The 23,988-nt window shown below is 65.5% G+C and carries 17 protein-coding genes and 1 pseudogene; 11 read left to right on the plus strand and 7 right to left on the minus strand.

Going from position 1 to position 23,988, the window contains the following annotated elements:
- The first annotated feature begins 37 nt into the window (after window positions 1-37).
- The gene (locus LJ655_RS05990; protein WP_230560346.1) at window positions 38-1,234 is read left to right on the plus strand and encodes a phytanoyl-CoA dioxygenase family protein; all 1,197 of its coding nucleotides are present in this window, start codon (window positions 38-40) and stop codon (window positions 1,232-1,234) included.
- Window positions 1,235-1,456: 222 nt separating this feature from the next.
- The gene (locus LJ655_RS05995; protein ID WP_230560347.1) at window positions 1,457-2,719 is read left to right on the plus strand and encodes an MFS transporter; all 1,263 of its coding nucleotides are present in this window, start codon (window positions 1,457-1,459) and stop codon (window positions 2,717-2,719) included.
- 33 nt (window positions 2,720-2,752) lie between these two features.
- Here the strand turns inward: LJ655_RS05995 and LJ655_RS06000 are convergent, their stop codons facing one another.
- Entirely contained in the window at window positions 2,753-3,745 is a 993-nt protein-coding gene (locus LJ655_RS06000) for a chemotaxis protein CheV (RefSeq protein WP_230560348.1), read from the minus strand.
- 346 nt (window positions 3,746-4,091) lie between these two features.
- Here LJ655_RS06000 and LJ655_RS06005 point away from each other — a divergent pair, with 346 nt between their 5' ends.
- The 6 genes from LJ655_RS06005 (at window position 4,092) to rfbC (ending at window position 16,165) form a co-directional block, all read left to right on the plus strand.
- Window positions 4,092-4,658, plus strand: a complete 567-nt coding sequence (locus tag LJ655_RS06005; RefSeq protein WP_230560349.1) for a DUF4142 domain-containing protein — start codon at window positions 4,092-4,094, stop codon at window positions 4,656-4,658.
- Between the two features lie 110 nt (window positions 4,659-4,768).
- Complete coding sequence (locus LJ655_RS06010) at window positions 4,769-6,508, plus strand: tetratricopeptide repeat protein (protein WP_230560350.1); 1,740 nt, start codon at window positions 4,769-4,771, stop codon at window positions 6,506-6,508.
- A gap of 67 nt (window positions 6,509-6,575) precedes the next feature.
- Window positions 6,576-7,601 (plus strand): aldo/keto reductase, encoded by a 1,026-nt coding sequence (locus LJ655_RS06015; protein ID WP_230560351.1) that lies wholly within the window; start codon window positions 6,576-6,578, stop codon window positions 7,599-7,601.
- A gap of 268 nt (window positions 7,602-7,869) precedes the next feature.
- Entirely contained in the window at window positions 7,870-13,809 is a 5,940-nt protein-coding gene (gene uvrA / locus LJ655_RS06020) for an excinuclease ABC subunit UvrA (protein ID WP_230560352.1), read from the plus strand.
- Window positions 13,810-14,504: 695 nt separating this feature from the next.
- Window positions 14,505-15,497 carry a GlxA family transcriptional regulator gene (locus tag LJ655_RS06025; RefSeq protein ID WP_230560353.1) on the plus strand — a complete coding sequence of 331 codons (993 nt, stop codon included), beginning with the start codon at window positions 14,505-14,507 and terminating at the stop codon, window positions 15,495-15,497.
- A gap of 116 nt (window positions 15,498-15,613) precedes the next feature.
- A complete protein-coding gene (gene rfbC / locus LJ655_RS06030) occupies window positions 15,614-16,165 on the plus strand; it encodes a dTDP-4-dehydrorhamnose 3,5-epimerase (protein ID WP_230560354.1) in 552 nt (183 codons plus the stop codon).
- An 84-nt stretch (window positions 16,166-16,249) separates the two neighbouring features.
- Here the strand turns inward: rfbC and LJ655_RS06035 are convergent, their stop codons facing one another.
- A complete protein-coding gene (locus tag LJ655_RS06035) occupies window positions 16,250-16,411 on the minus strand; it encodes a DUF1328 domain-containing protein (protein ID WP_230560355.1) in 162 nt (53 codons plus the stop codon).
- A 222-nt stretch (window positions 16,412-16,633) separates the two neighbouring features.
- On the minus strand, window positions 16,634-17,263 hold the full coding sequence (locus LJ655_RS06040) for a LysE/ArgO family amino acid transporter (protein ID WP_230560356.1): 630 nt from the start codon (window positions 17,261-17,263) through the stop codon (window positions 16,634-16,636).
- A gap of 116 nt (window positions 17,264-17,379) precedes the next feature.
- Between LJ655_RS06040 and LJ655_RS06045 the strand changes: the two genes are divergently transcribed.
- The gene (locus tag LJ655_RS06045) at window positions 17,380-18,273 is read left to right on the plus strand and encodes a LysR family transcriptional regulator ArgP (RefSeq protein WP_230560357.1); all 894 of its coding nucleotides are present in this window, start codon (window positions 17,380-17,382) and stop codon (window positions 18,271-18,273) included.
- Between the two features lie 66 nt (window positions 18,274-18,339).
- Here LJ655_RS06045 and LJ655_RS06050 read toward each other — a convergent pair.
- From LJ655_RS06050 to LJ655_RS06060, 3 genes and pseudogenes are all read right to left on the minus strand, one after another.
- Window positions 18,340-18,612 (minus strand): annotated as a pseudogene (locus tag LJ655_RS06050) (methyl-accepting chemotaxis protein); the annotation flags it as partial.
- The gene (locus tag LJ655_RS06055; RefSeq protein ID WP_230560358.1) at window positions 18,608-19,876 is read right to left on the minus strand and encodes an MFS transporter; all 1,269 of its coding nucleotides are present in this window, start codon (window positions 19,874-19,876) and stop codon (window positions 18,608-18,610) included. The gene LJ655_RS06055 and the pseudogene LJ655_RS06050, both read right to left, overlap by 5 nt.
- Window positions 19,873-20,922, minus strand: a complete 1,050-nt coding sequence (locus tag LJ655_RS06060) for a PRC-barrel domain-containing protein (protein WP_230560359.1) — start codon at window positions 20,920-20,922, stop codon at window positions 19,873-19,875. The genes LJ655_RS06055 and LJ655_RS06060 overlap by 4 nt, the downstream gene beginning before the upstream one ends.
- 431 nt (window positions 20,923-21,353) lie before the next feature.
- Here LJ655_RS06060 and LJ655_RS06065 point away from each other — a divergent pair, with 431 nt between their 5' ends.
- Together LJ655_RS06065 and LJ655_RS06070 are read left to right on the plus strand one after the other, a co-directional pair.
- Window positions 21,354-22,751, plus strand: coding sequence for an NCS2 family permease (locus LJ655_RS06065; RefSeq protein ID WP_230560360.1), 1,398 nt, complete (start codon window positions 21,354-21,356; stop codon window positions 22,749-22,751).
- Between the two features lie 87 nt (window positions 22,752-22,838).
- Window positions 22,839-23,585 (plus strand): DUF899 domain-containing protein, encoded by a 747-nt coding sequence (locus tag LJ655_RS06070; protein WP_230560361.1) that lies wholly within the window; start codon window positions 22,839-22,841, stop codon window positions 23,583-23,585.
- 21 nt (window positions 23,586-23,606) lie between these two features.
- On the opposite strand, the gene LJ655_RS06075 is transcribed toward LJ655_RS06070, so the two are convergent.
- The gene (locus LJ655_RS06075) at window positions 23,607-23,789 is read right to left on the minus strand and encodes a hypothetical protein (RefSeq protein ID WP_230560362.1); all 183 of its coding nucleotides are present in this window, start codon (window positions 23,787-23,789) and stop codon (window positions 23,607-23,609) included.
- Window positions 23,790-23,988 lie beyond the last annotated feature (199 nt).

The raw sequence follows: 23,988 nt of genomic DNA on the forward strand, positions 1-23,988 counted from the left end.
TCCCGAAAACGCGAACCCGGAAAGTTTCCCGTAAAAGATGAATACTCCTGAAAATCAGCGCTTTTTCGATAAGCCCGTCGTCGCGGACGTACCGATCGACAGTCAGACTCAGATCTTCAAGTTCGAAAAATTTCCGGCGTCGGGCCCGATTCCCTGGCTCGATCGGCCGGATGCGCTGGAGCGGGTCGCCGAGCTGTTGTCGAGCGGAGTGATCAGCGAGCAGCAGGCCGAGTGGTGCAGAAAATGGGTGAGCGACGGCTACCTGATCATCGAAGGCTTTTTCAAGCACGAGCAGCTCGATGCGACATGGCAAGCGTATGAGAACGCCATTGCCGACGGCACGCTGCAGCCGCCGCACGAACCGCTGTTTGAAGGCGATACGCTGCCGGGCCGCACGCTGAATCCGCATTTCAAAGTTCCCGCGGTTCGCGAAATGCTATTTGACGAGCGCATGAACGAGATCGTAAGTCTGCTGCTGGGCGCGAAATCGGCGCCTTTCCAGACCATCGGTGGTCATAAGAGCAGCGAGCAACTCGAGCATTCCGATTCGATTCACATGTCGACCTATCCGAACGGGTATCTCGTCGCGAACTGGATCGCCTTCGAGGATATTCATCCGGATTCGGGGCCGCTCGTTTATCACCCCGGCACGCACAAGCTGCCGTATCTGATGTCGACTGAACTGGGCATGCCGTTCGGTTGCGGTTATTCGGCTTATCACGACATCTATGAACCCGCGATCCAGAAGCTGATCGCTGACCATTCGGCTGGCCCGCATTACTTCTACCCGAGGAAGGGCGACGTGCTGTTGTGGCACGCGAACCTGCTGCACGGCGGCAGCAAGCTGCGCGATCCGCAACACGTGAGTCGCAAGGCGCTCGTTTGCCATTTCTTCGCGGAGGGGTGTCTGTGCTATCACGACCTGATCGGCATGCCGTCGAGCCTGACGCCAATCGTCGACTTCGACGGCGAGGCGTACCTCGACGCCAATCCGGACGTGGCGGCGAGCGGCGGCGATGCCTTGCGGCACTACATCTACTACGGTCGATTCGAAGGCCGCCCCCTGACCAGCGCCGCATCGAGCCAACGCAAGGCGCGGCTCGCCCAACTGCCTGACGGGTTCGATGCGAAGCTCTACCTCGAAGCGAATCCCGACGTCGCCGCGGCGGGTGTCGACGCGGTCGATCACTTCGTCGAATTCGGCCGCGCGGAGGGCCGGCCGCTGCGGCCCTGAGGCATGCATGGCAACGCAAGCCGGGGAGGGCGGCCTGCTTCGGCATGTCCGCCGAAAGTGCATGCTGATACTTTGCATGCCGGTGCCCACGATCCAACGCGGGCATCCACTGGAGCGGTCGAGCCGCCCGCGCCAGCCCCCTGCAACACGTCCTCCGATCTTGCTCTAAACTAGCGCCCGCCCAATCCACTTCGCGATGCGCCACGTTACGAACAACAGCTGATGTCCCCCGCCTCCACCGATCCCGCCGATGCCCCGAATTTCAGCCTGCCGAAACACCCGCCGTTCCAGCGTTTCTGGTGCACTCGCATCCTGTCGTCGCTCTCGTTCCAGATGCTCGCGGTCGCGATGGGCTGGCATGTCTACGCGCTCACGCATAGCGCCTTCGCCCTTGGCCTCGTCGGCCTCGCGCAGTTTCTGCCGATGTTCCTGCTGACCCTCGTGGTCGGCCATGTCGCCGATCGTTACGATCGCCGCCGCATTGCCGCCGTCTGCCAGAGCCTCGCCAGCGTCGCCGCATTGCTGTTCGCGATCGGCACCTTCGGCGGCTGGATCAGCGCGCCGGTCGTCTATGTGCTGGCCGCCTGCGTCGGCGCCGCGCGCGCGTTCGAATCGCCCGCGGTGGCATCGCTGCTGCCTGCCGTCGTACCGCGCGGCCATCTGCCCAAGGCGACCGCGTGGGCCACGTCCGCGAATCAGACCGCGCAGATCGCCGGACCCGCGCTCGGTGGTCTGCTGTTCGGCATCGGTCCGGGTGCCGCATATCTGGCATGCACGCTGTCTTACGCGGCCGCGGCGGCCTCGGTGTGGAGCATTCCGCTGCAGGTGAAGCCGGCGAGCCGCGCGCCGGTCACGCTCGAATCGATCTTCTCGGGCATCCGGTTCATTCGCCGCGAGCCGGTGATTTTCGGCGCGTTGTCGCTCGATCTGTTCGCGGTGCTGTTCGGCGGCGCGACCGCGTTGTTGCCGATCTTTGCGCGCGATGTGCTGCATGCGGGCCCGATCGGTCTCGGACTGCTGCGTTCGGCCACGGCAATCGGTGCGCTCGCGGGCACCATCTGGCTCGCGCATTTTCCGTTGCGCAACCGGCCCGGCGCGGCGATGTTCGGCGGCGTGTTCGCGTTCGGCCTCGCGACGATCGTGTTCGGGCTTTCACACCAGTTCCTCGTGTCGCTGCTCGCGCTGATGGTGCTCGGCGCATCGGACACGATCAGCGTGGTCGTCCGGCTGTCGCTCGTGCAACTGCGCACGCCTGACGAGATGCTCGGTCGCGTCAGCGCGGTCAATTCGTTGTTCATTGGGACGTCGAATCAATTGGGCGAATTCGAATCGGGCCTGACCGCGGGATGGTGGGGCGCGCAGCCGGCGGTGCTGGCCGGCGGTATCGCGACGATCGCGATCGCGCTGTTGTGGATGCGGTTCTTTCCGCAATTGCGGCAAGCGCGCACGCTCGAGCGCGAAGAGGCACTCGCTGCGAGCGCCTGATTGCTTGCCGCGCATCGTCAAGCGCTGCAGCGATCAACCCGCCGCCGCATTCACCGGCGCAACCCCGAGCGCCTGACGGATCGCGTCGGCGAGTTCGCTCGCGGCGAACTTCGCGACATAGCCGTTCGCGCCGGCGTTCTTCACATGCGCCTCATTCGCCGCGCCCGTCAACGACGAGTGAATCAGCACCGGAATATCGCGCGTGCGCTCGTCGGCCTTGATCTGGCGCGTCAGCATGAAGCCGTCCATCTCAGGCATCTCGAGATCGGTCAGCACCAGCGCGATGCTGTCCTTCGCGCGCGTGCCGTTTTGCTGCGCTTCGCGTGCGACCTGCTGCAGCGTATGCCACGCTTCCTCGCCGGTCTTCGTCATGATGTAGTCCGCGCCGATCGCGGCGAGCGCCTGCTCGATCAGCTTGCGCGCGAAGCCGGAGTCATCGGCGGCGAGGATCTTCGCGCCGCGGGCAATGCCGAGCGCTGCGCCGACCGAGGCCGGATCGACGCTCGGATGCTGCGACGGAAACACGTCGCGCAACACCTGTTCGACGTCGATCACCTGGGCGAGCCGCGAGTCGCCGGTATTGCCGTCGATGCGCGCGATGCTCGTGACGAGCTGGCCGCCCGCCGAGCCCTCGGCCGACATCACCTGGTTCCATTCGAGCCGCACGATCTCGTCCACTTCCTCGACCGCGAAGGCCTGCGTCGAACGCGCGAACTCGGTGACGAGCAGGATGTTCAGGCCGCGCGTCGGCTCGCAGCCCATCAGCCGCGGCAGGTCGATCACGGGGATGATCTGCCCGCGAATGTCGACGGCTCCCATCACGAACGGCGACGATCCGGCGATCGGCGTGATGGCCGGCATCGTCGAGATTTCGCGGACCTTGAATACGTTGATCCCGTACAGCTCGTGCGCGTCGCTGCCCGGCACGCAGCCGAGCCGGTACAGCAGCAGCTCGAACTTGTTGGAGCTCGTCAGATTGCTGCGCTCGGTGTTGCGATCGTGATTGGCACGGTGATCGTCTGCCATTGGAACCTTTCTCCAGGGTTACGGTGCTGACCGGTGCTAAGCGGTGCCTGTCTCTGGTTATCGGCGTTGATGGCGAAAAATCCAGCTCTGCGTGGCGATTTGCGCGGCGCGCGGTTCGTCGGTATACGGCAAACGAATGCGAATTCATATGAGGCTTACCTAAGGTTACACAAGCGACAGCAGCGTTTCACCTGACCGGGGGCGTGGCTTCTAGAATCGGCAGCGACAAAAGCGTGGCGCCGCGCTGGGCTCGCAAGCTGTCCTCAAGGCCGTGCCTCGCACGCCTCCTTCGCGGCGCACGTATTTGTCGTTTCGCTTTCAGCTGCTTTCACCTCAAGGAGAACGTATGATCCGCCTGCCTTCCGTCCCCTTCGCCCGCATCGCCGCCGCAGCCTGCTTCGGCGGTCTTCTGACGGCCGCCTCGGTGGCCAGCGCGCAGAGCGCCGCACCCGCGGACACGGGCCGCCTGCACGCAGCCGATCAGGCTTTCATCGCGGATGGCACGCAAGCTGTCGCGACGCAGCGCGACGCCGCGCGTATCGCTACCGCGCGTTCGACGGACCGCGAAGTGAAGGCCTTCGCCGAACGCGTGTCGAGCGACGACGCGAAGATCACCGACGCCTTGCGAGCGGCGAGTCCGCGTGGCGTCGACGTGCCGAAGAACGATCCGGATGCCGCCGTGCTCGCGAGCATCAACAACCTGCGCGGCGCGGAGTTCGACAAGACGTACGTCGAGCAGGTCGCGCTCGCGGGTGAACAGAAAGCGCTGTCCGCTTTTCAGGCGGAAATCGCATCCGGCCGCGACGAGAAGTTGAAGAGCGCCGCGAAAGTGGCGCTGCCGACGATCCAGCAGCACTATGCGATGGCGCAGGAGCTTGCGAAGCGCAAGCATCTGTCCGTGGCCGCACAATAAGCGGGCGCTACGTCGCCACGCGGCAGCGGCGGTACTGCGAATGAGGGTTTTTCGGCGATAATCGCGCGCTGCTTCCGACGATTCTTCGCGCCTTCGATTCCAGGTACCGCATGAGCAAGCCAGCCAGTCTGCCGCAACAGTTGGACCATCTGCTTCGACGAGCCGTCGCGCTACAGCAGAACGGCGCGCTCGTCGAAGCGGAGGAACTCTATCGCGAGATTCTCGAACTGAAGCCCCGGCATGTCGACGCGTTGCGCTGGCTCGGAGAACTCGCGCTGCAAACCGGCCGTCTGCAGGAAGGCGTCGATCTGCTGAGAAAGGCGCTCGCGCTCAACCCGAAGCAGCCGGCCGTGCATTCGAATCTCGCCTATGCGCTGAACGCGTTGCAACGTCATGACGAAGCGCTCGCCTGCGCCGAGCGTGCGCTCATGATGCAGCCGAAATTCGCCGATGCGTTGAATAATCGCGGTAACGCATTGGCGGCGTTGAACCGTCTGGCCGATGCGCTCGCGAGCTACGAGCGCGCGCTGTCGCTTGCGCCGGAGTTCGCGGCGGCATGGAATAATCGCGCGTGCGTGCTGCGCGATCTCGGCCGCTATGCCGATGCACTCGAGAGCTGCGGCGAGGCGCTCGCATTGCAGCCGAATTATCCGGATGCGTGGAGCAATCGCGGCAACGTGCTCGGCGATCTCAACCAGCCACATGAAGCCGAGCGCTGCTACCAACGGGCGCTGGAACTCGCGCCCGCGTTCGTCGATGCATGGAACAACCTCGGTCTCGCGCAGATCGATCTGAATCAGCGCGAGGAGGCGTTGTCGAGCTTTGAGCAGGCGCTTGCGCTGAATCCCGCCTCGGCCGAAGCGCACTGGAACCGGGCGCTGTGTCTGCTGCAGATGGGGCGCTTCGATACCGGCTGGCGCGAATACGAATGGCGCTGGGAGCGCAGCCGCATCAAGCCCGGCAAGCGCGGGTTCGCGCAGCCGCTCTGGCTCGGCGATTTTCCGCTCGGCGGCAAAACGATCCTGCTGCATGCGGAGCAGGGCCTCGGCGACGCGCTGCAATTCTGCCGCTATGCGACGCTCGTCGCAGGGCTCGGCGCGAAGGTCGTGCTCGAAGTGCCGGGCCCGTTGTTGCGGCTGCTGTCGACGCTCGAAGGCGTCGATCAGGTGGTCGAAGCGGGGCAGCCGTTGCCGCCGTTCGATTGTCATTGCCCGCTACTGAGCTTGCCGCTTGCGTTCAACACGAACGAAGCGAGCATTCCGGCCGTCACGCCGTATCTTTTTGCGCAGCCCGCGGCGGTGAACGAATGGCGCGAGCGTATCGAAGGGGACGGCAACACTCACGCGGATGGCAACGCAATCAGGCCACTGAGAGTCGGCCTCGTCTGGGCTGGCGAGAACCGCGCGCATGTCGCGGAACTGCGCAAGATCGACGCGCGCCGCTCGCTCGTGTTCGAGCAACTCGCGCCGCTCCTCGACGTGCCGAACGTACGCTTCTTCAGCGTGCAGAAGGGCGCGGCCGCGCCGCAACTAGCCGAAAGCGCCCACCGTGACCGTGTCGCCGATTACACGGACCTGCTGCACGATTTCGCCGATACGGCCGCGCTCGTGGCCAGTCTCGATCTGGTGATTTCGGTCGATACGTCCACCGCGCACCTGGCCGGTGCGCTCGACAAACCCGTCTGGATTTTGAACCGATTCGACACCTGCTGGCGCTGGCTGCTCGAACGCAGCGACACGCCGTGGTATCCGTCCGCGCGTCTGTTCCGCCAACCGGCGCTCGGCGATTGGGACAGTGTGATCGACGCCGCGCGCGATGCGTTGGCCCAGTTGAGCGCGTCGACTTCGTGACGCCTGTTGGCGGACACGCGTAGACTGAATCTCCGTTCATCGACGGCAATGCCACGGAGATTCTGCAATGGAATACAGACATCTGGGTGCTTCGGGTTTCAAGGTGCCGGTGCTCAGCTTCGGCACCGGTACGTTCGGCGGCAAGGGTGAATTTTTTCAGGCTTGGGGGGCGACCGACGTCGCCGAAGCGCGGCGTCTGGTCGACATCTGCCTGGACGCGGGTGTCACGATGTTCGACACCGCCGACATCTATTCGAACGGCGCGTCCGAGTCGGTGCTTGGCGAGGCGCTGAAGGGCAAGCGCGACAAGGCGATCCTCTCGACGAAGGCGACCTTCCGTTTCGACGACGATCCGAACGGCGTGGGCTCGTCGCGCTTCCATCTGATCAAGGCGGTCGATGCGGCGCTCAGGCGTCTGCAAACCGATTACATCGACCTGTTCCAGCTGCACGGCTTCGACGCGAAAACGCCGATCCCCGAGGTGCTGTCCACGCTCGACGACCTCGTGCGCGCGGGCAAGATCCGCTACATCGGCGCGTCGAATTTCTCCGGCTGGCATCTCATGAAGTCGCTCGATATCGCGGACCGTTACGGCTATCCGCGCTACGTCGCGAATCAGACGTACTACTCATTGGTCGGCCGCGATTACGAGTGGGAGCTGATGCCGCTCGGCGTCGACCAGGGCGTCGGCGCGGTGGTGTGGAGTCCGCTCGGCTGGGGACGCTTGACGGGCAAGCTCAAGCGCGGCCAGCCGCTGCCGGAGACGAGCCGTCTGCACAAGACCGCCGACATGGGGCCGCCCGTGCCGGAAGAGTATCTGTTTCGCGTGCTCGACGCGCTCGACGAAGTCGTCGCCGAAACCGGCAAGACCGTGCCGCAGATCGCGCTGAACTGGCTGCTGCAGCGGCCAACGGTCGCGACGGTGCTGATCGGCGCGCGTAACGAGGAGCAATTGCGGCAGAACCTCGGCGCGGTCGGCTGGAATCTGACGCCCGAGCAGGTCGCGAAGCTCGACGCGGCGAGCGCCGTGCGGCCCGCGTATCCGTACTGGCATCAGGAAGGCTTCGCGGAGCGCAATCCGAAGGTGGTTTGAGCGACAAGCAGCGAGGCTCCGGCGTGGCTGCGGGCCGGACTTGGCAGTTGTCGAGCCGGCTGCGGGAGAATCGCCAGGCGGTGAGGCGATGAAACGACAACGCGCCCGCCATGTGCCCCTGTCATGGAAAACTGTATAAACATACAGTATAGTATCCCCCTACAGCCGGGCTTCCGCGCCCCCTCGCGCGGTCCCGGCTGCACCGAACTTGCGCGGTCGCGAGAGCCGGCCGTGAGAGGTGGTCCACTCCTTCAGACGGTCGGAAAAATTGTCCTCCAACGACGCAACCCGTGACACCCTCGCTGACAATCCCCACGGCAACAACCCAGGCAGCAGCAAAAGCCAGGGCACGATCCGCATCCGCGGCGCGCGCCAGCACAACCTGAAAAACGTCGACCTCGACGTGCGCACCGGCGAAATGACGGTCGTCACCGGGCCATCGGGCTCGGGCAAGTCGAGTCTCGTGTTCGACACGCTGTATGCGGAAGGGCAGCGCCGCTACGTCGAAACCTTCAGCGCGTACGCGCGCCAGTTCCTCGACCGGATGGACCGGCCGCAGGTGGACCGCGTCGACGGCGTACCGCCCGCCATCGCGATCGACCAGACCAACCCGGTGCGCAGCTCGCGCTCCACGGTCGGCACGATGACCGAGCTCAACGATCACCTGAAGCTGTTGTACGCGCGCGCGGCCGAGCTGTTCGACCGCCGGACCGCGCACCCGGTGCGGCACGACACGCCCGAGACGATCTACGCGGAACTGCTCGAGCGCACCGCGCAGGAGGAGCCGCGGCTCGTCGTCACGTTCCCGGTCGAGCTGCCCGAGTCGGCCTCCGAGCAGGAGGTCGAGCAATGGCTGTCGGCGAGCGGCTACACGCGCGTGCAGGCGCAGCGCGAAGTCGATTCGCCGACCGGCAAGCGCAGGCTGCTCGACGTCGTCGCCGACCGCTTCCGGCTGCATTCGGTGGACAAAGCGCGCGCGATCGAGGCAATCGAGGCGTCGCTGAAGCGCGGCGGCGGGCGCGTCAACATTTACGTGCTGCCGGCCCCGTCCGACGAAGCGCCGGCTGAAGGCGCCGAGCCGCGTATCTGGCGTTTCTCCACCGGTCTGCACAGCCCCGAAAGCGATCTGCGCTACGCCGATCCGCAGCCGGCGTTGTTCTCCTTCAACTCGGCCTATGGCGCGTGCGACGCCTGCCGTGGTTTCGGCCGTGTGATCGGCGTCGACCTCGGCCTCGTCATTCCGGACGCTCGCAAGACACTGCGCGAAGGCGCGGTCAAGCCGATGCAGACGCCCGCGTGGAAGGAGTGCCAGGACGATCTGATGCGCTACGCGGCGAAGGCCGACATCCGCCGCGACACGCCGTGGGGCGAACTGAGCGAGCGCGAGCGCAACTGGGTCATCAACGGCTCGCCGGACTGGAACGGCAAGTGGCAGACGCATTGGTACGGCGTCAAACGCTTCTTCGACTATCTCGAATCGAAGGCGTACAAGATGCATATCCGCGTGCTGCTGTCGAAGTACCGCAGCTACACGCCGTGCGAGACCTGCGGCGGCGCACGCCTGAAAACCGAATCGTTGCTGTGGCGCCTTGGCAGCAAGGCGAACGCGAACGAGGTGCTCGCGCCCGCGCAACGCTTCATGCCGCGCGGCGTAGAGTGGTCGCGCGCGCAGCTCGAAGCGTTGCCGGGCCTGACCGTGCACGACCTGATGCTGATGCCGATCGAGCGCATCCGCCGTTTCTTCGACGACATCACGCTGCCGAGCGCGTTGCTCGACGACGCGCTGAAGCTGCTGCTCGCCGAGGTGCGCACGCGCCTCAAATACCTATGCGACGTCGGCCTCGGCTATCTGACGCTCGACCGGCAAAGTCGCACCCTGTCGGGCGGCGAGGTGCAGCGCATCAACCTGACCACGGCGCTCGGCACGTCGCTGACCAAAACCCTGTTCGTGCTCGACGAGCCGAGCATCGGCCTGCATCCGCGCGACCTGAATCGCATCGTCGAGGCGATGCATCGCCTGCGCGACGCGGGCAATACGCTCGTCGTGGTCGAGCACGATCCGTCGGTGATGCTCGCGGCGGACCGGCTGATCGACATGGGGCCGGGGCCGGGCGAGCGCGGCGGCTCGATCATTTTCGACGGCGCGCCCGAGGCGATCCGTTCGTCCGGCACGCTGACCGGCGAGTACCTTGGCGGCCGGCGCCATGTCGCCGATGCCGCGCACTGGTCGCGTCGTCCGGTCGATGCGGGCACGCCGCGCATCGTGCTCGAAGGCGCGAGCGAACACAATCTGCGCGACGTCACGGTGGCGATTCCGCTGCAGCGGCTCGTCTGCGTGACCGGCGTGTCGGGTTCCGGCAAATCGACGCTGCTGCAGGACGTGCTGTATCCGGCCATGGCGCGCCACTTCGGCCTCGCCACCGAAGCGCCGGGCGCGTTCACGGCGCTGAAGGGCGCCGACCAGGTCACGGACGTCGTGTTCGTCGACCAGTCGCCGATCGGCAAGACCGCGCGCTCGAATCCGGCCAGCTACGTCGGCGCGTTCGACGAAATCCGCAAGCTGTTCGCGAAGGCGCCGCTTGCGCAGCAGCGCGGCTACGGCCCCGGCATGTTCAGCTTCAACTCGGGCGACGGCCGCTGCCCGACCTGCGGCGGCTCGGGCTTCGAGCACATCGAAATGCAGTTCCTCTCCGACGTGTACCTGCGTTGCCCCGATTGCGACGGGCGCCGTTATCGCGCGGAAATCCTCGAAGTGAAGATCGAACGAGGCACGCCCGCGCGCGCGTTGAGCATCGCCGACGTGCTCGAACTGACCGTCAGCGAGGCCGCCGCGTACTTCGCGCAGGACGCCGAAGTATTGCGCGTGCTGCAGCCGATCGTCGATGTCGGGCTCGAATACGTGAAGCTCGGCCAGCCGGTGCCGACGCTGTCGGGCGGTGAGGCGCAGCGGCTCAAGCTCGCGGGCTTTCTGGCGGAATCGGCGCAGGTGCGCGGCACGAAGCAGGCGGTTGCGAAGCGCCTGTTCATGTTCGACGAACCGACCACGGGTCTGCATTTCGACGACATTGCGAAGCTCATGCAGGCGTTCGGCAAGCTGCTTGCGAGCGGTCATTCGCTGATCGTGATCGAGCACAATCTCGACGTGATCCGCGCGGCCGACTGGATCATCGATCTCGGCCCCGAAGGCGGCGACGGCGGCGGCCGCGTGTTGTGCGCGGGTACGCCGGACGAAGTGAAGGCGTGCGCCGAGTCGCATACCGGCGAGGCGCTGCTGCATTACGACCGCACGATGGACACGGCAGCCGCAACGGAACCCCAGGGCATCCCGCTGCAGAAGGCGCTGAACGCGGCCCGCGCGCGGCGGGCGATCGAAGGCGAGGACGTGGTGCGCATCGTCAACGCGCGCGAGCACAACCTGAAGGCGCTCGACGTCGACATTCCGCACGGCAAGTTCAACGTGATCACCGGCGTGTCGGGCTCCGGCAAATCGACGCTCGCGTTCGACATCCTGTTCCACGAAGGCCAGCGGCGCTATCTCGAATCGTTGAACGCGTATGCGCGCTCGATCGTGCAGCCGGCCGGCCGGCCCGAAGTCGATGCGGTATACGGCATTCCGCCGACCGTCGCGATCGAGCAGCGGCTCTCGCGCGGCGGCCGCAAGAGTACCGTCGCGACGACCTCGGAGGTGTGGCACTTCCTGCGCCTGCTGTACGTGAAGCTCGGCTTGCAGCACTGCATTCACGACGGCACGCCGGTCACGTCGCAAAGCGCCGAATCAATCGCGGCGCAGTTGCTGCGCGATCACAAGGGCCAGCATGTCGGCTTCCTCGCGCCGCTCGTCGTGAACCGCAAGGGCGTCTATACCGACCTCGCGAAATGGGCGAAGGCGCGCGGCAATACGCATCTGCGTGTGGACGGCGAGTTCGTGCCGGTCGATCCGTGGCCGAAGCTCGACCGCTTCCGCGAACACACGATCGAGTTGCCGGTTGCGGACCTCGTCGTATCGGCCGATCACGAAGCCGAGCTGCGTGAAGCGCTCGATCAGACACTCGAGATCGGCAAGGGCGTCATGCATCTGCTCGCGCCGCTCGACGGCCTGCACGACGCGATCAACGGCGGCCGTTCCACCGCGAAGCTCGGCGGCGTGAAGGTGCTGTCGACGAGGCGAGCGTGCCCGGTATGCGGCACGAGCTACCCCGAGCTCGATCCGCGCATGTTCTCGTACAACAGCAAGCATGGCTGGTGCACGAGCTGCGTCGGCACGGGGCTGTCGCTCACACGCGAACAACGCGCCGCGTACGACGACACCATCGTCGTCGACGACAATCGCGGCCGTGAACAGAGCTTGCCGTCGGAGGAGCAGGAACCGGAAGGGCTCGTCGACGAGCCATGTCCCGATTGCGCGGGCACGCGTCTGAACCCAGTCGCGCGTGCGGTGACGTTCGACTCGCAGGCGATCGTCGACGTCGCGCAATGGACCGTGTCCGACACACGCGCGTGGATCGATTCGCTGCACCTGACGGGCCGCGACGCCGAAATCGCGCGTGACGTGGTCAGCGAAATCGGCAGCCGGTTGCAGTTTCTCGAAGAAGTCGGGCTCGGCTACCTGAGCCTCGATCGCGCGGCGCCGAGTTTGTCGGGCGGCGAAGCGCAGCGTATCCGGCTTGCCGCGCAGCTTGGCAGCAACCTGCAGGGCGTGTGCTACGTACTCGACGAGCCGACCATCGGCTTGCATCCGCGCGACAACCAGATCCTGCTGAACGCGTTGCGCAAGCTCGGCGACAAGGGCAATACGCTCGTCGTCGTGGAGCATGACGAAGATACGATCCGGCGCGCCGATCACATCATCGATATCGGGCCGGGCGCGGGCAAGCGCGGCGGCACGCTGATCGCGCAAGGCAATGTCGCCGACCTGGCCGCGCAGCCCGACTCGCTGACCGGGCGCTTCCTCGCGCAGCCGATCGTGCATCCGCTGCAGCCGCGTCGCCAAGTCGTCGCGCCGGGCAAGCGCGCAGCCGCGGTGCCGGAGAACTGGCTGACCGTGCATGGCGGCAAGCTCCATAACCTGCGCGACGTGACGGTCGGCATTCCGCTCGCGCGGCTCGTCGCGGTGACGGGCGTCAGCGGCTCGGGCAAGTCGACGCTCGCGCGCGACGTGCTGATGACCAATCTGCTCGATGCGGTCGGGCGCTCTGTGCTGTCGTCGCCGGCCACGCGGCGCGCGCGGGCGGCTGCCGAGGAGAAGCCGGCCGCGAACCGGCGCTCGAGCGTGCTCGCGCGCACCGCGCCGCGCGCACCGCTCCACGTCACGCACACGTGGCAAGGCTGCGATTCGGTCACCGGCTGGGAAAGCATCGACCGCGTGCTCGAAGTCGATCAGACGCCGATCGGCAAAACGCCGCGTTCGTGTCCCGCCACCTACATCGGCGTATGGGATGCGATCCGCAAGCTGTTCGCGGGCACGCTGGAGGCACGCGCGCGCGGCTATACCGCATCACGTTTCTCGTTCAATACCGGCGAAGGCCGCTGCCCCGCATGCGAGGGCCAGGGGGTGCGCACGATCGGCATGAGCTTCCTGCCCGACGTGAAGGTGCCGTGCGACGTTTGCCACGGCCAGCGCTTCAATCCGGAGACGCTCGCGGTCACGTGGCGCGGCAAGAACATCGGCGACGTGCTGACCATGGAGATCGACGAAGCGGTCGAATTCTTCGCGTCGATCACGAACATCGGGCATCCGCTGCAACTGATGAAGGACGTCGGGCTCGGCTATCTGACGCTCGGCCAGCCGTCGCCAACGCTGTCGGGCGGCGAGGCGCAGCGCATCAAGCTCGTCACCGAGCTGAGCAAGGTGCGCGACGACATCACGCGGCGCGGCCAGAAACCGCCCCACACGCTCTACGTGCTCGACGAGCCGACGGTCGGCCTGCATATGGCGGACGTCGCGAGGCTGATTCGCGTGCTGCATCGGCTCGTGGATGGCGGGCATAGCGTGGTCGTCATCGAGCACGACCTCGACGTGATCGCCGAGGCGGATTGGATCATCGACCTCGGTCCGGAGGGCGGGGTAGGCGGCGGCACGATCGTCGCCGCGACGGATCCCGAAAGCCTGTCGCGCGTCGTCGCGAGTCATACGGGCGCCGCCTTGCGGCCGGTGCTCGCGCGCACGGCGGCAACGGCGACGCTTGCCGGCGAAGGAACGAACGGTTGAAATAAAGTGACGTGCGCTGGCGCGGCAGTGCCTCATGGCTTGCCCGCCACGCGCGATTGCTGCACCGCATTCAATCGTCTCTGGTGAACTTCAGGTAGCGTGCGCGTGGGGTTAAGTCATACAAAATCGTTCAGCGATGTTTCAATTTTGAAACGTTTTTGAACGCATGATAAACGCGCATTTGGATATTAATTTGCGGCGTAGAATAAATACAACGGAAATGACTAATGCCGAGGGCCATAAATTCTTGCCTTGCGAATAGAAAGCGAAATCGCGATGGCATTATCGGGCGATAAGCAGTTCACGACTGAAACATTTTTGAAGTCCGCAAGAAACGTACTCGGTAGCGCCAATCAACACGCTTCGCATTACCGGAAGCTTTCTCTGAATACGGGAAAGCGGCGTCCGTAAAGGCCCGGCGGTAAGTTATCGATATCAGGGCCCGCACGGGCTTACCGCCGTATCCTGCCTCGGCGGGATGTTCATATCGAATACTCCATCACGGTTTTCCTCAGACATTAAATTTCGTGATGAAAACCGTTTTTCAAATTTACTATAGCGGACCATTCCGCTAACATCACGGTTATTCCTTTATGCGGCGCGACTTCGCTTTTCCGCCGAATAAACGCATTCTCTCGTCTCGTTTGGTTACGGGGCATTAGGGTCCACAATGTATGACCGCTTGGGGAAAGATCATGCCGCACATGCACCTTGATCCAACCAGAATTACGTGGCCACACACGCCCGCCGTGAACGTCCGTACTGCAGTGCGGCGAATCGGCATCCTACTGTTCGATGGCTTCTGGCTGCTCGGCCCGGGCACCGTCGTTGAAATGTTTCAGACCGCCAATGAGTTCGCGGGCACGCGAGCCGGCGAAGATCCGCCTTACGAAGTCCAATTCCTGTCGATGGAGGGCGGCAATGTCGCCAGTTCATCGTCGGCGCGCATCTGGACCGACCGCATCGACACACGCTTTGGCGGCGGCTTCGACGCGCTGTTCATCGCGGGCGGCTACGGCGCCCACGTGGCCGCCCGCGACGAACGCCTGCTGAACTGGCTGCGCGCGGTGCAATCGCGCACGCGCGCGATCGAAACCATCGGCGAGGGACGCCTCGTGCTCGAAGCGGCCGGCCCGACCGAGCATGATGGCCTGATGAGCCGCTATCCCGGCGCGAACGCAAGCGAAGGCGCGTTCAGCGCGGCCAACGACCGTCACGACTGCGCGCGCAGCGCGTTGATGTTCATCAAGCGCGACCTGGGCGCCGAGATCGCGCGCAGCGTCGCCGATCGCGTGATGCCCGGCATGGCCGCGACGTGGGTGCCGCTGCCGGCCGAGGGCGGCACGCTGAGCGTCGCCGAAAAGATTCGCGCGGCCGCGCGTTGGATGGAGGCGAACTGCGACCGTCCGGTATCGGTCGCCGATGCCGCGCAGGTCGCCGCAATGAGCGAGCGTAATTTTCTGCGCCGCTTCAAGCACGAGATGCAGGTCACGCCATCGGACTACCTGCTGCAGGTGCGGCTGCGCATCGCGTGCAACTTCCTGACCGAGACCGAGTTGCCGGTCGACAAGATCGCGCGTCGCAGCGGCACCGGTAACGGCGATCGTCTCGCCAAAATTTTCCGCAAGCGCATGGCATTGTCGCCAACCGAGTACCGCGCCCGCAGCCGGGCGGCCACTGAGGCGTAGCATGTATCTTTAGCATGCGATTGGGCGAGCGCGCCGCCAGTGCGCCTCGTCGGTCGGACGCGGCCGCGTTAGCGGTCGTATCTTCGCTGGCCTGCCTTTTTACGAGCACATTGGCGATGGGCAACACGGTCATGGCGACGGCATTGCCGGAAGTGAAACTGATCGAGCCGGAAGTGTTCGTCGACGAGTTCGGCTTCTGCTTCGAGAGTTTCAGCGCGGACGAGTTTTCGGACGACGTCGCGCAGGGTTTCAACTTCGTGCAGGACCGTCATTTGCGCGCGGTGCATCGCGTGCTGCGCGGCTTGCACTACCAGGTGCAGCGCCCCCAGGGACGGCTGTTGCGCGTCGTGCGCGGCGAGATCTTCGACGTCGCGGTTGACGTGCGCCTCAACTCGCCGAACTTCGGCAAGTGGAGCGGCGAGTATCTGAGCGCGGCCAACCACCGGCAGATCTGGGTGCCGCCCGGTTTCGCGCACGGTTTCGTTGTGCTTTCCGACGTCGCCGAGTGCGTGTGGAAAACCACCGAGTACTGGTTTCCCGAGCTCGAACGCTGCCTGCTGTGGTCCGATCCCGACATCGGCATCGAGTGGCCGATCGACTTTGAGCCGATCCTCGGCAGCAAGGATGCGGCCGGCCGCCGTCTCTACGAAGCCGAAAACATCGAGTGATTGGCATGTGAGTCTTGCGATATTTGTTCGCGCCGTCGGCAGCGATTGCAATACCCTGCGGCAAGTATTGCAACCGCTGCGGCGTCACCGTCGGATCAAGCCCATCAACAGGGTGACGAGGAAGATGACGACGAAGATGAAGAACAACACCTTGGCGATTTCGGTTGCGCCCGCCGCAATGCCCCCAAAGCCGAACACGGCGGCGATGATGGCGATGATGAAGAAAATCACAGCGTATCGAAGCATGGTGCCTCCACCGGTGGATTGTTGAACCGACGTCGGACCGGCGATCCGTTGCGTACGTCACGCGGCTTCGCGTGCGAGATGCCGGCGAGCGGGATTCAGCAATAGATGTGCCACCGCTTCATTTGCCCCGACCTTCACGTTCGCACGGGCGCGGGGGCAACGAGTCGGCAATGGCAGGAACAATGCACAAGACGCCGGACGGCGTGGGCTCGCGTCGAAATTTCAACGCAACTGGGTCACCGCGAGCAGCAACACCATGCTGCCGATGGCGCCATCGAGTACACGCCACGCGCTCGCGCGGCGAAACAGCGGCGCAAGCATGCGCGCGCCGTAGCCGAGCGCGACGAACCACACAGCGCTGACCATCATCGCTCCAATCGCGAAGGCGATCCGTGCGCCTTCCGGCTCGCGCGCACCGGCCGTGCCGATCAGCAGGAACGTGTCCAGATAGACGTGCGGATTGAGCCATGTGAACGCGAGCGTCATCAGCACGATCGGCAGCGCACGTTGCGCGGGCGGCGCCTGATCGGCGGCGGCGCCGCTCGAAGCGTCGAGCACCGCGTGTCCCGGCCGCAGCGCGCGCGAGAGCGCGCTGACGCCGAACCAGGCGAGATACCCGAGCCCGACGTAGAGCATCGCGTGCACGAAGTTCGGGTAGCGCTCCATCAGTACCGCGGCGCCGCCGACGCCCGCGCCGATCAGGACGAAGTCCGACAGTGTGCACAACAGCACGATCTTGCCGACGTGCGAGCGCATGATGCCCTGCCGCAGCACGAATGCGTTCTGCGCGCCGATCGTTACGATCAGCGACGCGCACAGCGCCGCGCCATGAGAAAAAGACGACCAGTTCATAAGCGGTCCGGAAGACGGGAGCAGTGGGGATGGACGGGGAAAAGCGACAGCGCTAGTCTGCGGGTTCGCGTCTCGTAAGAGAAGCTAATTTACTTAATGCAGATTAAGGAACGCTAATGCTCGACTATGCCTTGCTCGGCGCGCTGGCCGCCGTGGTGCGCCACGGCTCGTTCGATCGTGCTGCGAGCGAGCTCAATATCACGCCGTCTGCCGTATCGCAGCGGGTCAAGCTGCTCGAGGAGCGCGTCGGCAGCGTGCTCGTGAAGCGCGGCCAGCCCTGCGTGGCGACCGCTTCCGGCGCGCTGCTGTGCCGCCATACCGAGCGCGTCCAACTGCTCGAAGCGGAACTGAACGGCCGCTTGCCGGCATTGCCCGGCGCGCTCGTGGGGCCGTGGCCGGCATTGCGCGTCGCCGTCAACGACGACAGCGTCGGCACCTGGTTCATCGATGCGGTCGCGCCGTTCTGTGTCGAACGCGAGATGCTGCTCGACCTCGTGATCGACGATCAGGACTACACCGCGCAGCGTATTCGCGACGGCAGCGTGCAGGGCGCGATCACGACGCAGGCCGAACCGGTACAGGGCTGCCGCTCGACGCGCCTCGGCCGCATGCGTTACCTCGCGGTCTGCTCGCCCGCGTTTCGCGCGCGCTACTTCGCTAATGGCGTCACGCGCGAGAGCCTGCGGCGCACGCCGTGCGTCGACTTCAATCCGAAGGATCAACTGCAAAAACGTTTCATGCGACGCATCACGCGCGCGGAGCTCGATCCGCCGTTGCACTGGATTCCGCACGTCGCTGGTTTTCTGCGCGCGTGCGTGATGAGCCTTGGCTGGGGCATGTGCCCCGAGCGGATGATCGCGGGGCATCTGGCGCGCGGCGAACTGGTCGAGATCGCGCCGGGCAGGCATATCGACGTCGATCTTTACTGGCAGAGCTGGCGCCTGTCGATCGGCTGGCTCGACGATTTCAGCGCGATGCTGAGAAAGCGCGCGAGCGAGTTTCTGGATTGACTTTCTGATTGAATTGGCGGGTCAAGTGGCAAGCCGGAACACCGATACCGCCGACCTCGAGCGAGTCGCCATGCTTTCGATCACGGCGGTGATGTCAGCGATCCGAACAGACTGATCTGAAATCTGCCCCATCGTCTCGACGACTTCCTGCACGGCTGAACCGCCGAGCTCGGTCGCCGCCTTTGCGGTGGTCACAAGGCTATTGGCCTGACGTGCATTCCCGGCGTTCTGTTTTGCCGTCGCGGTGATCTGCTCCATGCTGGCGGCCGTCTCCTGTAGCGAGGCGGCCCCTTCCTCCGTGCGTTCCGACAGGTCCAGATTGCCTTGCGCGATCTCACCTCGCCGCCGACTTTCCGCGATCGGTCACGGCCGCGCCGTCCCCATTGCCGTTGCTGGCCGCCGGGGCGTCGCGCGTCTCGGGCATCGCCGCCCACACCAGCAGCACCGCGAGCGCGCCCGCCGCCGCGAGGCAGAAGAAGCTCACCGCATTGCCGAAACGATCGGCGACGAAGCCCGCCGCCGTCGTGCTCAGCGTCGCGCCGATGCCGGCCGCGAGCCCGAACAGGCCGATGCACAGGTTGTAGCGGCCCTTGTCGCCGGCCACGTCGGCGGCGATCAGCGGCAGCATCACACCGAACACCGCGGCGCTCAAACCGTCGAGCATCTGCACCGGCACGAGCAGATAGGGACTGCTGATGCCCGCGAACAGCAGCGCGCGGATCGGCAGCGCGGAGAAGCCGAGCAGCAGGATCGGTCGGCGGCCCCAGCGTTCGGCCGAGCGCCCCACCCACGGCGACATGATCGCCACGATCGCCTGCGGCACGATGATGCACGCCGCGATCACGAGCTGCACGTTGTCACCCATGCCGGCCGTTACTTCGCCGGCGGCCAGGTTCAGCATGGCCGCGTTCGACAAGTGGAATAGCACGATGCACGCCGCGAACAGCAGCATGCGCCGGTCGCGCAGCAGCTCGCGCAGGCTTTCGCGCCGTTCGAGTTGCTCCGGAGTGGGCGCCGCCTTTGGCAGCTCGATCGTGTCGGTGCGCTGGATCATCGCGAGCGCGATCAGCGCGGGAACCGCGAGGCCCGCGGTCAGAAAGAACACCGCGCGCGGCGTGTAGTACTCGCCGAACAGGCCCATCAGTCCGGCCGCGACCGCGCTGCCGATCGACGCCCAGCGCGCATTGCGCCCGAGCCGGTCGCCGAGATTCGCGCGCCCCACCAGCGCGAACGAAATCGCGGCGAGCGCCGGCGTCAGCATGCAGCTCGCGAAACCGTGGAACACCTCGGCGGCGATCACCGGCAGCACGGTCGGGCTCATCGCGAGCAGCATCGCGCTCAGGATGATCGCGCCGATCGCCCACGCGGCCGCTGCCTTCTTGTTGCGCAGCGCGTCGACCGCGGCGCCGCCCGGCACCTGGCTCACCATCGCGCTGATCGTGCCGACCGACAGCACCATGCCGATCTCGCCCTGGGTCCATTTGTGCGACGCGAGGTACGACGCGATGAACGGTCCGAAGCCCGTCTGCACGTTGGCGACGAAGAAGTTGAGCCAATCGAGCGCGCGCAGGCTTCGCGCCGTGACCAGAGTGCGGACCGTCATCGGACCGCCCGTGCGTTGGAAACCGGAAGGGCCGTCGACGCCGTCGGCGGCGCGGAGGCCGCGGTCGCGGCGCTCGCCGCGGGGGGCGCGGCAGGCGGCGCGGGCGACACTGCGCGGATCGGCTTGCCGGTCGCGTAGGGCGGCGTCGCGTTGATCTGCGCGTCGCTCAGATCGAGCTGCGGATGCAGCTCCTTGTCGCGCGTGACGAAGCGCAGCGCCGACCAGTTCGCGGCGATCGTGCGCCGGTCGGTGCTGACCATGCCGCTCACGTCGAGCACGATCGCCTGTGGCTGCGCGTTGGCATCGATCAGCACGTCCACCACGCGACCCACCTTCGCGCCGTTCGCGCGCTCGACGGTCGCATCGAGGAGCGCCAGTTCAGGCACGTTCGATTTGGTCGTCGTGCTCGGCACGGCGGTCGCGTTCAGCGTGATCGGCGCGCCTTTTGCCGTCGGCGTGAAGTGGAAGGTACCCCACGGGAAGTTCACCTTGCGGTCGCCGACGCCGAGGAAGCCCAGCAGATTGACGACCATCTCGCGTGGCTTGCCGGCCGCGTCGGCGGTCATGTCGATCGCGCGGCCCACCACCTTGCCGTCGGGCTTTTGCACCTGACTGTCGAGCAGCGTGCGCGCGTCGCTGCGCTCGATCGTGCGCAGCACGATCAGCGGCGGCGGGGGCGGGGGCGGCGGCGGGGCCGGCGCGACGACGGGCGGCGGCGGTTCGACCTTGTGCGGCTTGACGGCCGGCTTCTTCGGTTTCTTCTGCTCGGGACCCTCGTTCGCCTCGGTCTCGACCGGCTCCGGCGCCGAAGCGGCGACAGGCGCGCTCGCCGGCTCGACCGGCATCACGGTCGCCTCGACGATCGGCGCCTGCTGCGTACCCCACAGCAGCGCGCTGCAACCGGACAGCGCGGCGAGCGCGAGCAGCGCGGCCACGGCGCACAGCAAGCGGAACAGACGGAACAGATCAGGCGAATCGAGCGGACCAAACGGTCCAGGCGCGACAATCGGCAGGCGCCGGACGGGGCGCGGAAAACCGCCAGTCATCAGGAAAAACTCCACGGGCTGGTGCGGACGGGCGCAATGAGCCGCCGCGGTTGGATCGGGTACGGCCCAGAGTTTAACCCGCGCTGCCGCGCGGGGCCGTCTTTCGCAGGCTGTTTTGCCGGCAGTCCGGCGGCATCGCGCTGCACACCCCGTGCCAGGAATCTCGCCGCCGATGCGGCTTCGGCGCGTTTTCGCCGCAGGCCGAATGACGTAGGTGTAAACGCGCGGCGCGCTCGCGCGACCAACTGTCGCGCAGAACTCATAAGTCGCGCGACATGCCCGGCATGCGGTTCATGCGATTGGGCTCATGGTTGTCTTCACCTACATTTCGCCTCAGCAAAGCGCTACCCACACCAACGCATCCACGAGACGAACCTGATGACGGCCGCCGTAGCCGCCGTTTCAGCACGCTGATAAAGGAGGCACTCATCATGATGGAACCGCAGATCCTCGCGAATCCCGACGTCGCGAGCGAATCCTTCGACACCGGAGCACCGCGCGGCAAGGGCTTTCTCGACCGCTACTTCGACATATCCGCGCGCGGCAGCACGCAGCGTCGGGAGTTCGTCGCTGGCGTGACGACTTTCCTCGCGATGGTCTATTCCGTGTTCGTCGTGCCGGGCATGTTCGGCAAAGCGGGCTTCGACACCAGCGCGGTGTTCGTCGCGGTCTGTTTGACCACCGCGTTCGGTTCGTTGCTGATGGGCGTGTGGGCGCGTCTGCCGATCGCGATCGGCTGCGCGATCTCGCTGACCGCGTTCACCGCCTTCGGGCTCGTGCTCGGCAAAGGCCTCCATCCGAGCGTCGCGCTCGGCGCCGTGTTCCTGATGGGCGTCGTGTTTACCGCGATCTCCGTGACCGGCGTGCGCTCGTGGATCTTGCGCAACCTGCCGGCGGGCATCGCGCACGGCACCGGGATCGGCATCGGTCTGTTCCTGCTGCTGATCGCCGCGAACGACGTCGGGCTCGTCGTCAAGAATCCGGGCGCCGGCTTGCCGGTGTCGCTCGGCAATATCACCGCCTTGCCGGCGCTGATGTCGGTCGCCGGACTGGCCGTGATCTTCGGGCTCGTGCGGCGGCGCGTGCCGGGCTCGATCCTGATCGTGATCGTGGCGATCTCGGCAATCGGCCTCGCGATCGATCCGGCCGTCGCGTTTCACGGGGTGTTCGCGGTGCCGTCGTTGAGCGCGCCCGGTCATGCGTCGCTGATCGGTGCGATGGACGTGCGGGGCGCGCTGTCGATGGCGGTGCTGCCGAGCGTGCTCGCGCTCGTGATGACCGCCGTATTCGACGCGACCGGCACGATCCGCGCGGTCGCGGGCCAGGCGGGGCAGCTCGACGAGAACGGCCGCATCATCAACGGCGGCCGCGCGCTGACCGCCGATTCGCTGAGCTCGATCTTCTCGGGGCTGCTCGGCGGCGCGCCGGCGGCCGCGTATATCGAGTCGACGGTCGGCGTCGCGGCGGGCGCGAAGACCGGGATGGCGGCGGCCGTCGTCGGTCTGCTGTTTCTCGTCGTGATGTTCTTCTCGCCGCTCGCCGCGCTGGTGCCTGCGTATGCGACCGCGCCCGCGCTGATGTACGTGGGGCTGCTGATGTTGTCGAACGTGAGCAAGCTCCATATGGACGACATGGTCGACGCGATGGCGGGGCTCGTGTGCGCGGTGTTCATCGTGCTCACTGCGAACATCGTGACCGGCATCATGCTCGGCTTCGCGACGCTCGTGATCGGGCGGGTCGTCAGCGGCGAGTATCGCAAGCTCAACGCGGGGACCGTGGCGATCGCGGCGGTGCTGGCGGGGTTCTATCTCGGCGGCTGGGCGATCTGAATTCGTAGCGGGCCCTTGACTTTGGCCTCGGCGTTTCTAAACCATAAGCTTATGGTCAAGCCTGCATCCGCAGGAAAGGAGACGCAGATGGAACTGCAACATCGCATCGGCAGTCGGGAAGAATGGCTCGCCGCGAGCCGCGCGCTGCTCGCCGAGGAAAAAGCGCATATGCGCGCCGGCGACGAACTCGCGCGCAAGCGTCGCGAATTGCCGTGGGTCAAGGTCGAGAAGCTTTATACGTTCGATACGCCAGAGGGTCCCAGGACGCTCGCGGAGCTGTTCGACGGCCGCAGTCAACTGATCGTCTATCACTTCATGATGGGACCGGACTGGCAGGAGGGGTGCGTCGGCTGCTCGTTCCTGTCGGACCATATGAGTGGCATTCTCACGCACCTCGTCCATCACGACGTCAGCTATGTGACGGTATCGCATGCGCCGCTCGCGAAGATCGACGCATTCAAACGGCGCATGGGATGGACCTTTCCGTGGGTGTCGTCGAGCGGCAGCGAGTTCAATTTCGACTACCACGTGTCGTTCACGCCCGAGGAGCTGGCGAGCAAAAAGGCGTTCTACAACTTCAGCGAGCAGGACGTCGGCATCGACGAGCAGCACGGTCACAGCGTGTTCTACAAGGACGAAAACGGCGACGTGTACCACACATACTCATGCTATGGGCGCGGCGACGAGCGCTTCCTGAACACGTACGCGCATCTGGATATCACGCCGAAAGGGCGCAACGAGAAAAGCAATCTGACCGACTGGGTCAGGCATCACGACCGCTATGACGACCATGTGCACGCGGCTTGCCCGGCGTGCGGATCGTACACGGTGTGAAATGGCGAGGCGCGTTCAGCGCTACAGCGCCATATCGAAGGCGGGTTTGAGAAATACCTCGATCGCCATCACGACGAGGCCCATCGCCGCGGCGGAGAGCGTCAATACGCCGTATTCGTCGTAGCGCGTGTCGTACAGGCACGCGACGACGAACAGAATCGCCAGCAGGTTGGTCAGCCAGTAGAAGTCCAGCGCGAGGGGCATCGTTCGAATCCGGGCTCAGGTGTGACGGTGCGAATCGCACCGTCACGTCCGCGCGATTCTATCGAAACGAGATTACGAATTCTCGACGGCTGCGCTTACACGGATTACGGTCGTCACGCTCTAATTCCACCACCAGGTGTATATACAAGTCTCGGACTCGAGCGCGGCGGCCATGCCGACTCGACGCCCCAACCGCGGC

This window comes from Paraburkholderia translucens (assembly GCF_020881035.1).
GTDB lineage: Bacteria > Pseudomonadota > Gammaproteobacteria > Burkholderiales > Burkholderiaceae > Paraburkholderia > Paraburkholderia translucens.